This is a genomic window from Mycolicibacterium vaccae NBRC 14118 = CIP 105934, assembly GCF_001552715.1.
In the GTDB taxonomy this organism is placed as follows: Bacteria; Actinomycetota; Actinomycetes; order Mycobacteriales; family Mycobacteriaceae; genus Mycobacterium; species Mycobacterium vaccae.
This window is the reverse complement of the sequence record NZ_BCRS01000185.1, coordinates 1-11,215: the sequence shown is the minus strand read 5'-3', so window position 1 is coordinate 11,215 and position 11,215 is coordinate 1. Positions and strand designations below refer to the sequence as shown.

9 protein-coding genes are annotated in these 11,215 nt (G+C 69.2%); 3 read left to right on the top strand and 6 right to left on the bottom strand.

Annotated features, from left to right (window positions below; genetic code table 11):
• The coding region (locus MVA01S_RS25710; protein WP_060941743.1) for a hypothetical protein at positions 1–1,444 on the bottom strand (1,444 nt) is incomplete at its 3' end.
• A gap of 224 nt (positions 1,445–1,668) precedes the next feature.
• On the opposite strand from MVA01S_RS25710, the gene pta reads away from it, so the two are divergent.
• Positions 1,669–3,759: a phosphate acetyltransferase gene (gene pta / locus MVA01S_RS25705; RefSeq protein WP_003932876.1), complete on the top strand. Its 2,091-nt coding sequence runs from the start codon at positions 1,669–1,671 to the stop codon at positions 3,757–3,759.
• Between the two features lie 5 nt (positions 3,760–3,764).
• A complete protein-coding gene (locus MVA01S_RS25700) occupies positions 3,765–4,937 on the top strand; it encodes an acetate kinase (RefSeq protein ID WP_040542843.1) in 1,173 nt (390 codons plus the stop codon).
• On the opposite strand, the gene MVA01S_RS25695 is transcribed toward MVA01S_RS25700, so the two are convergent.
• The 4 genes from MVA01S_RS25695 to glnX form a co-directional block, all read right to left on the bottom strand.
• Complete coding sequence (locus MVA01S_RS25695) at positions 4,857–5,315, bottom strand: STAS domain-containing protein (protein WP_040542711.1); 459 nt, start codon at positions 5,313–5,315, stop codon at positions 4,857–4,859. The genes MVA01S_RS25700 and MVA01S_RS25695 overlap by 81 nt on opposite strands.
• A 273-nt stretch (positions 5,316–5,588) precedes the next feature.
• The gene (locus MVA01S_RS25690) at positions 5,589–7,874 is read right to left on the bottom strand and encodes a serine/threonine-protein kinase PknG (protein ID WP_003932873.1); all 2,286 of its coding nucleotides are present in this window, start codon (positions 7,872–7,874) and stop codon (positions 5,589–5,591) included.
• Entirely contained in the window at positions 7,874–8,839 is a 966-nt protein-coding gene (locus MVA01S_RS25685; RefSeq protein WP_003932872.1) for a glutamate ABC transporter substrate-binding protein, read from the bottom strand. The genes MVA01S_RS25690 and MVA01S_RS25685 overlap by 1 nt, the downstream gene beginning before the upstream one ends.
• A gap of 32 nt (positions 8,840–8,871) precedes the next feature.
• Positions 8,872–10,191, bottom strand: a complete 1,320-nt coding sequence (gene glnX / locus MVA01S_RS25680) for a protein kinase G-activating protein GlnX (RefSeq protein ID WP_003932871.1) — start codon at positions 10,189–10,191, stop codon at positions 8,872–8,874.
• 158 nt (positions 10,192–10,349) lie between these two features.
• Here glnX and MVA01S_RS25675 point away from each other — a divergent pair, with 158 nt between their 5' ends.
• Entirely contained in the window at positions 10,350–10,841 is a 492-nt protein-coding gene (locus MVA01S_RS25675; RefSeq protein WP_040542708.1) for an NUDIX domain-containing protein, read from the top strand.
• Here the strand turns inward: MVA01S_RS25675 and MVA01S_RS25670 are convergent.
• Positions 10,825–11,215: thiamine phosphate synthase (locus tag MVA01S_RS25670; protein ID WP_169801776.1), on the bottom strand; the 391-nt coding region annotated here is incomplete at its 5' end. The two genes, MVA01S_RS25675 and MVA01S_RS25670, sit on opposite strands and share 17 nt — an antisense overlap.

Genomic DNA, 11,215 nt, shown 5'->3' with positions numbered 1-11,215 from the left:
GCGCGAGCACCTGCTCGTCGACGCGGCCGGCGGTGTCGGGCTGTTGGCGCGCCAGCCACAGAGCCGGGCCCAGCGACGCGGCCGGCCACGACAACGGTCTCGGCTGCGGTGGCGGGCGCTGTCCGCCCACGTCCTGACTGACGATGACGGTGACCTGCTGGTGCACGGTGCCCAGCGACCACAGCCAGGTCAGGGCGTACCACTGCGGTTCGGTCCCGGTGGTGGCGGCATCGGCGTCGCTGTGGGCGAACCGTGTTCCGGCGGGCAGCCGGTCAGACGGCGCGGCGCTGCGGTAGCTGACCGGATGCGCCGACGGGTACCACACGGTGTCCGCGAAATCGCGTAACAGGGCCGGGTTTGCGGTGGTGATCACGTCGACGGCGGCCGCGGGCCGTCCGGGTTCCGGTACCACGGTGTAGCGGTCCAGCCGACTGCCGCCTCCGAGGTAGCGACTGATGAACGGGAAGCGCAACGCGGGGCGCAGTTCGCTGCGCTCGATCCAGTCCGCGGCGACGGAATCGGGGTGCGCGACGGCCGTGCCTGCACCGGCGTTGAGGCACAGCAGCGCTGCGGCCACCGCGAGCAGCAGCGCCATGGACCGCGCGGACCTCTGTGGCAGGTCGAACTGAAAGCCCCGTGCCGCCACAGGTTCGACGACGCCGAGGAGATGGGAGGCCACGGTGACGGCCACCGGAACGGCACCCGCGGCCAGCGCGGTGGTCACCAGCAGTCCGGCATGCGGGCCGACGGTGAACGCGATCGCCGCCCCGCCGAGAAAGGCCGACATCGCGGCCGCGGTCCGTCGGCCGGCGCGTGGTGTCCGGACGGCCAGCGCCACGGCGACCGCCCCGAATGCGGCGGCCACCACCACCGCGGCGGAGTCGGAACCGCCGAGCGCGGCGGTGACCAACAGGTGCGGCAACGGCGTCAGGGTGCTCACGGCGAAGAGCCACATCGGCCACATCCGCAGCACGTGACGAACCCCGAACATGATGATGAGCAGGCACGCGAACCACACCGCGAGGCCGAGCATCGGCAGCCGCCAGAGCGCGGACAGCGACGGCATCCGCTCGCCGACGAGGTGGATGGCGGCGAATCCGGCGGCCCCGATCAGCGCGGCGATGATCCAGTCGGATTCGGCGTCCCCGACGCCGCGCGGAGGTGTCCGGTAGGACGCCGCGATCAGCATCAGCAACACCGGAACCACGACGAGGAACGCGGTGCGGGAGCCGGCCAGCGCGGCGGCCAGGACGTCGGCGTAGAGCCAGGAGTAGGCCAGTGCGGTCAGCCCGGCCGCGGCGACCAGGCGGGCGAGGAAGCCGCGGTAGGCGCGGTGGGGGCCGTGCGGTGCCGCTGCCGGGGTGCACGCGACCGGTGACACCGCTGCGGTGCCTGCGGTGTCCCGCCCGGCGCGCGCGGTTTCCGGCAGTTCGAGAACAGACATGTGGCCCCCCGGCATCGACGTTCGCGCCCGGCCGCCGTGATCGTGAAACCTGACAGTGCAAGTTTGGCGATTATTAACGACTGCTTAAGAAAGCTCTTGGCCTGGCGTATTTCACAGAGTAGAGCACAGCTAGCAAAGTTGTACAACTTACTAACGAGTTAAATTCGGGCGGTGGGCCACGCTGGGCGGTGCTGGCGGTGCGGGGGGTCATAGGGCAGGCTTGAGTGGTGCCCGATGCGCCGAACGAGACAGTCCCGACCAATCCGGCCATCTACATCGCGTCGCCGGAAGGCGACACCGGCAAGTCGACGATCGCGCTCGGCATCCTGCACCGCCTCGCGGCGGCCGTCGCGCGGGTCGGGGTGTTCCGGCCGATCACCCGGCTGGGTGAGCACCGCGACTACATCCTCGAGATGCTGCTCGAGCACACCACCGCGGGGCTGGCCTACGACGACTGCGTAGGGGTCGGCTACCAGCAGCTGCACGAGGACCCGGACACGGCGCTGGCCGACATCGTCGACCGGTTCCACCGGGTCGCCGGCCGGTGCGACGCGGTGCTGGTCGTCGGCAGTGACTACACCGACGTGGCCGCACCCAGCGAGCTGTCGATGAACGCCCGCATCGCCGCGAATCTCGGGGCGCCGGTGGTGCTCGCGGTCAAGGCCAAGGGCCGCACCCCCGAACAGGTCGTCCAGGTCGTCGAGCTGTGTATCGACGAGATCGCCGCGCAGCACGCCTACACCGCCGCGGTGGTGGCCAACCGCTGCGATCCGGCCGAGATGACCGAGGTGGCCGCGGCGTTGGCCGGGATCGACCCCCGCACCTACGTGCTGCCCGAGGAACCCCTGCTGGTGGCCCCTTCGGTGGCCGAACTGCGCGACGCGGTCGAGGGCACCCCGGTGCAGGGCGACCTCGCGCTGTTCGACCGGGAGGTGCTCGACGTGCTGGTCGCCGGCATGACGGCCGAGCATGTGCTGGAAAGGCTCACCGAAGGCATCGCGGTCATCACTCCGGGCGACCGTTCCGACGTGGTGCTCGCCGTGCTCAGCGCCCATGCCGCGGAAGGCTTCCCGTCGCTGTCGGCGGTGATCCTCAATGGCGGGCTGACCCTGCATCCCGCCATCGGGTCCCTGGTGTCCGGGTTGGGTCTTCGGCTCCCGATCATCGAGACCCGGTTCGGCACCTTCGAGACCGCGAGTCGGGTGGCGGCCACCCGCGGGCGGGTCACCGCGACGTCGAACCGCAAGATCGACACCGCGCTCAGCCTCATGGAGACTCACGTCGATGTCGAAGAGTTGTTGACGCACTTGGCTTTTCCGATTCCCACCGTGGTCACCCCGCAGATGTTCACCCACCGGCTGCTGGACCGGGCCCGCGCGGACCGCAAGCGCATCGTGCTGCCCGAGGGCGACGACGACCGCATCCTCAAGGCCGCGGGCCGACTGCTCGACCGCGGCGTGGCCGACCTGACGATCCTCGGCGACGAGGCCCAGATCCGCGGCCGTGCCGCCGAACTCGGTGTCGACCTGTCGGCCGCGCAGGTGCTCGACCCCCGGACCAGCGAGCTGTGCGACCGCTTCGCCGAGCAGTACGCGCAGCTCCGCGCACACAAGGGTGTGACGCGGGAACAGGCTCGCGAGATCATGCACGATGTGTCGTATTTCGGCACCATGCTGGTGCACAACGACATGGTCGACGGCATGGTGTCGGGCGCCAAGCACACCACCGCCCACACGGTGCGCCCGGCGTTCGAGATCATCAAGACCCAGCCGGACGTCTCCACGGTGTCGAGCATCTTCCTGATGTGTTTGGCGCATGAGGTGCTCGCCTACGGAGATTGCGCGATCGTGCCCGACCCCACCGCCGAACAGCTCGCCGACATCGCGATCTCGTCGGCACGGACCGCCGCGCAGTTCGGCATCGAGCCGAGGGTGGCGATGCTGTCGTACTCGACCGGCACCTCCGGCACCGGTGCCGACGTCGAAAAGGTCCGCAAGGCAGCCGAACTGGTCCGGCAGCGGGCACCCGAGCTGCTGGTCGAGGGACCGATCCAGTACGACGCGGCGGTGGAGCCGTCGGTGGCCAAGACCAAGATGCCGGACTCGAAGGTGGCCGGCCACGCCACCGTGCTGATCTTCCCGGACCTCAACACCGGCAACAACACCTACAAAGCGGTGCAGCGCAGCGCGGGAGCCATCGCGATCGGACCGGTGTTACAGGGACTGAACAAACCCGTCAACGATCTGTCCCGCGGAGCGCTCGTCGAGGACATCGTTTACACGGTGGCCCTCACCGCGATCCAGGCCCAGGGGTGAACACGATGTCACGGTCGGTACTGGTGCTGAACTCCGGCTCCTCGTCGGTCAAATACGCGGTGATGGACCCGGATTCGGGTGTGCTGGTCGCCGACGGGATCGTCGAGCGGATCGGCGACCCGAGGCCGGACGCCGGCGGTGTCGCCGACCACGCCGCGGCGATGGAGGTGGTCTTCGACGCGCTGGCCTCCGACGGTCACACGCTCGAAGACCTCGGCCTCGTCGCGGTCGGGCACCGCGTCGTGCACGGCGGTCCGGACCTGCACCGGCCCACCATCGTCGACGACGACACCCTCGTGCGGCTCAAAGAGCTGGCCCCCCTTGCGCCGCTGCACAATCCGCCGGCGATCCTGGGAATCGAGGTGGCCCGCAAGGCGCTGCCCGACCTGCCGCACATCGCGGTGTTCGACACCGCGTTCTTCCACGACCTGCCTGCCGCGGCGGCCACCTACGCGATCGACGCCGAGGTCGCCGAATCCTGGAGCGTCCGCCGTTACGGCTTCCACGGCACCTCGCACCAGTACGTCAGCGAGCAGGCCGCCGCGTTCCTCGGTGCGCCGCTGGAATCGCTGAGCCAGATCGTGCTGCATCTCGGCAACGGCGCGTCAGCCTCGGCGATCGTCGGTGGCAGGCCCGTGGAGACCTCGATGGGCCTCACCCCGATGGAAGGGCTGGTGATGGGAACACGGTCGGGCGACGTGGATCCCGGGGTCATCTTCTACCTCTGGCGCACCGCGGGCATGAGTGTCGAGGACATCGAGACGATGCTCAACAAGAGCTCGGGTGTCCGTGGCCTCGGCGGCGAGATCGACTTCCGGGAGCTGCACCGCGAGATCGAATCCGGCGACAGCGCAGCGCAACTGGCCTACGACGTGTACATCCACCGGTTGCGCAAGTACATCGGCGCCTATCTGGCGGTGCTCGGCTCTGTCGACGTCATCACCTTCACCGCAGGGGTCGGCGAGAACGACGCGGCGGTCCGGCGCGACGCGCTGTCGGGCCTCACCGCGTTCGGCATCGAACTCGACGAGCACCTCAACGAGAGCCCGGCCAGGACGGCCAGGCGGATCTCCCCGGACGGGGCGCCGATCACCGTGCTAGTTGTACCCACCGACGAGGAGTTGGCGATCGCCCGGGCGTGTGCGCGCGTACTTGCCGCCGGTCTCGGCGACGGGTAGCTCGCGCTGCGGGTCGCAGATCGTCAGCAGCCGGCGCACATGAGTTCCCGTGAGCAGGCTCCAGCGAACTCCGCTGCGGGCGCAGACCACGTTGATGTTCGACAGCGCGGCGAATCCCGCGGCGGCGAAGAACTCGACGGTCTGCAGGTCGACGATCACCTTCCGCGCGCCGGCCAGCCGCTTCTCGACGTAGCGCGCCAGCGCCATGCCGTTGTTCGCGTCGATCTCCCCGTGGACGGTGATCAGCACGGTCGACGGCGGGAGTAGGCAGGCGGAGAACGTCGCGTGGTGGTGTTCCTCGCGAAGATCGAACGAGGTCGGATCCGGCCGGAATACCCGCTGCGTACTGGGGGCCGGCAGGGGATCGGTTATGGACATATGGACTCCCTAGAAGAAGTCAGGAGGCACCGTGAAATTCGTTTACGGGTGAGGTCAGGGGACCGAGCCCTGCGTCTCAAAGCTGCGCCGATGACGTCACCTTGTGATGTGCGACACGATACTACGGAATCCGTGGCGTGACCATGATTCGTTCTGAATCACATGTATGTACGTTCACCAGCGCATTTGGCCGTATGTCCACCCGCCTCGGGCGCAACCGGGCGCCGTCAGGGCCGCCCGGAGGTGTCCAGCAACGAAATCCGTTGTTGCCGGTCAGAACGTCGACATCGGCCGCACGCTGTTGGCCAGGTCGACCAGCGCGTAGCGGTGGGACTGGGTGGGGGCCACCCGGGCGAGGCTGCGCAGCGACGCCTCGACGCCTAGCTGCAGCCCGTGCTCGGTGAACGGGAAACCCAGGATGTGGTTGGTACTGGCGGTGTTGTCGGCAAGCCAGTCCATCGCGGTGCCCAGCACCAGCGCGCGGATCTGCAACACCCGGGGCTCGGTGTCGGGCAGCGCCTCGACCCGGCGCGCGGCGTCGCGGATGTGCTGCTCGGTGATCTCGCTGCTCGACCGGCCGGACAGCAGCGTCACCGCGCTGGTCAACCTGGCCGTCGTGAAATGCCTTGAGGTGGCGGGCACTTCGTCGAGAGTGCGGACCGCGGCGTCGCGGTCTCCGGCGGCCGACTGGGCGCGCGCCAGGCCGAACCCGGCGGAGATCACCCCGTGGTCGGTGGACCACACGGTGTCGTAGAACTTGCCTTCATCGGCGGTACCGGCCAATTCGGCGGTGGCGGCCAGCGCCAGCTTCGGGGCCAACTCGCCGGGCAGCGTGTCCAGTACCTCGGTGAAATGCTTTGTGGCCGAGTCATAGTCCGCAGTCAACAACTCCGAGACGGCGCGGAACCAGACCAGTCGCCACCGCCAGCCGACGCGTGCGGCGAGTTCGTCGAGCTTGCGGGTGGCCTTGGCGACGTCGCCGAGGTCCAGCAGCGCGCGCGCCTCCATCAGCGGCAGCTCCACCGACTGGGTCAAGTCGATGCCCTCGGAGTCCAGCGCGCCGTGCCGCGCCGCGCGCAACGAATCCAACGTCTGCACGGGCTCGCTGAGCACCGTCGCCGACAGCACGGCGGCACCCACGTCGGTCGGGTCGACCAGCGGCACCTGCAGGGCCCGGACGATCTCCTGCGCGGTCAGCTTCTCCGAATGCACCTGGCCGTCGAGGTAGACGTCGGTGTGTGCGACGAGCAGATCCACCCCGAACGTCGAGCGCGACGGGCTGAACGTGGTCGACAGACCGGGCCGCGGCACCCCGGTGTCCTTGGCCACCACCTCGCGGAGCACACCCATCAGCTGGCTGGACATCTCCTCGGCGCTCTGGAACCGGCGCCTCGGATCGGGGTCGATCGCGCGGCGCAGCAATCTGCCGAACGAGTCGTACTCGGCCAGCACCGGGTCGTCCTCGGGCAGACCGTCGACGTACCGTCCCCTGCGGGTGCGCAACTTCAGCGTCAGCGCCGCCAGTGTGCGGCCCACCGTGTAGATGTCGGTCGCGACCGTGGGGCCGGTGCGCACGATCTCCGGCGCCTGGAAACCCGGTGTGCCGTACAGGTAGCCAAACGAGTTGATCCGCGAGACCGCGCCGAGGTCGATCAGCTTGAGCTGGTCCTCGGTGACCATCAGGTTCTCGGGTTTGAGGTCGTTGTACACCAGCCCGATCGAGTGCAGATAGCCGAGCGCGGGCAGGATTTCGAGCATGTAGCCGATCGCCTCGGCCACCGGTAGCAGCGAGCGGTCCCGCTTGCGGTCGTGGGTGGCCTGTTTGAGCGACGTCCCGCCCACGTACTCCATGACGATGTAGCCGACCGGGTTGCCGTGCTTGTCGTCGTGTTCGACGAAGTTGTAGATCTTCACGATCCCGGGGTGGGTCACCTCGGCCAGGAACTGACGCTCGGCCATCGCGATCGCCTGCGCCTCGGCGTCGCCGGAATGCACGAGGCCCTTCAGCACCACCGGCCGGTCGTTGACGTTCTTGTCGAACGCCAGGTAGACCCAGCCCAGCCCGCCGTGGGCGATGCAGCCCTTGATCTCGTACTGGTCGGCGACGATGTCACCGACATTGAGCTGCGGCAGAAACGAATACGCGCTGCCGCAGTGCGGGCACCAGCCCTCGGAGAGCGCCTTACCGTCCGCGCTCGAGCGGCCCACCGGCCTGCCGCAGTTCCAGCAGAAGCGTTTGGACTCCGCCACCACGGGGTCGGTCATCAACGCCGCCAACGGATCCCGGGTCGGCACCCGCGGGATCTCGACCAGCCCGCCGCCGAGCCTGCGGGTCGGGGACATGTGCCGGGTCACCGTGGTGCTCAGCTGCGGCACCGTGTCGCCGGTGTGGTACCCCGCGTCGTGGTCCTCGTCGTCGTCGAAGAAATTGGGCCGGAACACCGCCTGGGTGGCCATCGGCCGCATCGTCGACATCGTGTCGTCGGCGAGATCGGAGAAACTCGCCGGCTGGGTGCCGGGGTCGTCGTCGACGGCGTCGAGGTTTTCGGCTTCGCCCATCAGTCGGAATACCTCGCGACGGGGGGCGCGGGCGCAGGCCCCAGGACGGTCAACCACTTGCGGTACAACGTGTTCCACGTGCCGTCGCGCCGGATGCGCTGCAGCGTGCCGTTGACGAAGCGCACCAGGCCGGTGTTCTCCAGATTGATGCCGATGCCGTAGAGCTCCTTGTTCATCGACGGGCCGACGATGTGCAGGTACGGGTCCTGGGACACCAGCCCGGCCAGGATCGCATCGTCGGTGCTGACGGCCTCGACCTGCCGCTGCTGCAGGGCCACCAGGCAGTCCGCCCACGTCACGACGCCGACGATGATCGGCGGCGGGGTGATCTGCTGGATGCGCTCCAGTGACGTGGTGCCCTTGGCCACGCACACGCGCTTACCCGACAGGTCCGCCGACTGCCGGATGTTGGAATCCCTTGGCGCCAGGATGCGCTGGTTGGCGGTCAGATACGCGGTCGAGAAGTTGACCAGCTTCTTGCGTTCACAGGTGATCGTCATGGTCTTCACCACGACGTCGACGTCGTTGTTCTGCAGCGCGGCGATCCGGTCCGACGACGCCAGGATGCGGTACTCCACCTGCGACGGGGTGCCGAAGATGTCCCGCGCGATCTCGCCGGCGATGTCGACGTCGAATCCGGTGATCTCGCCGGTGATCGGATCACGGAAGCTGAACAGGTTGCTGCCGATGTCCAGGCCGACGATCAGGCGGCCGCGGGCCTTGATGTTGGCCACCGCCTTCGCCGCGTCCTCCTCGTTGTCGAACGGGCGCAGGCTCACCCGCGGGTCGCAGTCCTCGTCGCGCGCCGACGGCGGACGCGCCGATTCGGGCGGCAGCTCCTCGAATCCCGCCGGCGTGGGCGGTGCGAGCACGACGCTCGGCATGGCCACCATCGGTGACGTCTCCCCACACCCGGCGAGCAACAGCACCCCGGAGAGCAGCGCGGCCCAGATCTTGGCGCTCATCACCGGCTGTTTGTTCTTCGCGCAAGCGCTCATCACCGGTACTCGCTCAATCTCGGCCAGATCCCCAACGCCACCGCCACAGCCGCCACGATCGACAGCGCCGCAGCACCCACCGTCGAACCCGACAGCACCCGTCGGGCGTTGACGATCTCGTTGCGCAGCTGCGTCCGGCTCTGCTCGATGCCCTTGCTCAGCGCCTCGTCGAGCTTGTTGAACGCGGGGGTGGAGTCGTCCTCACCCGTGCCCAACGCCACCTGCGTCGCGGCCTGGTAGTTGCCGACCGCGATGTAGGCGGAGATCCGGTCGTCGGCTGCCCGCCAGCGGTCCAGCAGTGCGTCGGCGTCGGACAGGTCGGACTTGTCGATCGCGTCGTCGCGGGACAGATAACGGGCGAGCTGCTGCTTCATCATCTCGATGCGCTGGTAGTAGGACTGCTTACGGACATCCTCGTCGCCACGGCGGATCAGCGACAGCGTCTCGTCGGCTCGCGCCTGCTGCGCGGTGATCGCCAGCGTCGTCACCGTCTTCAGCGACTCGGCCGCGGTCTCCTTGGCGCTGCGGCTGTCCGAAGTGGAGATCACCAGCGCCGTGCCGACCCACATCAGCATGATCAGCACCGCGAGCCCGCCCGCGACGAACCCGACGTTCACGCGGCGCCTCGTGCGCTTGGCCAGCCAGCGGTTGGCGAACACCCCGAACAGCAGCGTCGCGACCACCACCAGGATCACCGGCGTCGGGATCCGGGTGGACGCGGTGGTCTCGGCGTCCACCCGCGCCGAGGTCTCTTCGTACAGCTGCTGGGCGTCGGGCAGGATCTGCTGCTGCATCAGCGCCGACGCCTCGGACAGGTACGACGAGCCGACCGGGTTGCCCGCGCGGTTGTTCGTCCTGGCGGTCTCCACCAGCCCGGTGTACACCGCGAGCCGGGCGTTGATCCGGCCCAGCAGCTGCACCAGCGACTCCTCGGTCAGACCGCTGGACGCCCGCGTCACCGCGACGGACGCGTCGGTGATCGCCTGTTCGTAGCGTTGCCGCACCGCACGCGGTTCGGAACCGGCGATGAACGCGGTGGCCGCGGCCGCGTCGGCGACCGACAGCGTGGTGTAGAGCTGCCCCGCGGCGAACGACAGCGGCTCGGTGTGGTCCAGCACGGTCGTCAGCGCGTTCTGGCGGTCGTTGATCGTGGTCGAGGTGGCGAAGGCGCTGGCGACCACCAGAGCGGCGAGCACCAGCCCGATCGTCAGGATGCGGCCCGGCGTGGTCCAGAGGAACCACCACCGCGGATGCGGCGCGGTGGTCGGCGACCGCGACGCCAGAGGCTCGGTCGAGGGGTGCGCCAACTCCACAGTCACGTCTGGGCGGACCTCATCCTGGTCTCGATCACTTCGGCGGTCGGTCTTCTGCAAACTCTAGCTACGGACGGATTCTATGAGGGAAGTCTAAGAGCAGACGGTGCGGCGTGCGGGGATTCAGGTGCCCCGAATGTCGGCGCGTTCCCTATCCTGAACGCGTGCGTGGAGACGGGGACGGCTGGGTCGTGTCGGCGTCGGGCAATGCCTACTGGGGCCGGCACGGCGCGGCGGGACTGTTGCTGCGCGCGCCGCGGCCCGACGGATCGGCTGCCGTGCTGCTGCAGCACCGCGCGCCGTGGAGCCATCAGGGCGGCACCTGGGGTCTGCCCGGTGGGGCCCGCGACAGTCACGAAACCGCCGAACAGGCCGCGGTGCGCGAGGCCGAAGAGGAAGCCGGGCTGGTGCCCGAGCAGGTGACCGTGCGGACCACCGTGGTCACCGCCGAGGTGTCCGGGTGGACCTACACCACGGTGATCGCCGACGCGTCGGTCGAACTGGCCACCGTGCCCAACCGGGAGAGCGCCGAGCTGCGCTGGGTCGCCGAGGACGAGGTCGCCGACCTGCCGCTGCATCCCGGTTTCGCCGCCAGCTGGGACCGGCTGCGCGAGGTCACTGCCGCGATCCCGCTGCTGGTCAACCCGCAGAGCTGAGCATCCCGGCGAGCTCTCTGGCCGCGGCCTTCGGATCGTCGGCCGCGGTGATCGCCCGCACCACCACCACCCGCCGCGCCCCGGCGGCCAGGACCTCCGGCAGCCGGTCGGCGTCGATGCCGCCGATCGCGAACCACGGCTTGTCGGTGCCCAGCACAGCGGCGGCCCGGACCAGCTCCAGCCCCGGCGCGGGCCGTCCCGGCTTCGTCGGCGTCGGCCAGCACGGACCCACACAGAAGTAGTCGACGTCCTCGACGACCGCCGCCCGGACCTGCTCGAGGTCGTGCGTCGAGCGGCCCACCACCCGGCGGCCGACGATGTCGCGGGCCACGGTCAGCGGCAGGTCGTCCTGACCCAGGTGCAGCACGTCGGCC

Excerpts from the sequence above, each read along its gene's own strand:
- MVA01S_RS25700 (WP_040542843.1), top strand. The coding sequence starts at position 3,765 with ATGTCACGGTCGGTACTGGTGCTGAACTCCGGCTCCTCGTCGGTCAAA.
- MVA01S_RS25695 (WP_040542711.1), bottom strand. The coding sequence starts at position 5,315 with ATGTCCATAACCGATCCCCTGCCGGCCCCCAGTACGCAGCGGGTATTC.
- MVA01S_RS25690 (WP_003932873.1), bottom strand. The coding sequence starts at position 7,874 with ATGGGCGAAGCCGAAAACCTCGACGCCGTCGACGACGACCCCGGCACC.
- MVA01S_RS25685 (WP_003932872.1), bottom strand. The coding sequence starts at position 8,839 with ATGAGCGCCAAGATCTGGGCCGCGCTGCTCTCCGGGGTGCTGTTGCTC.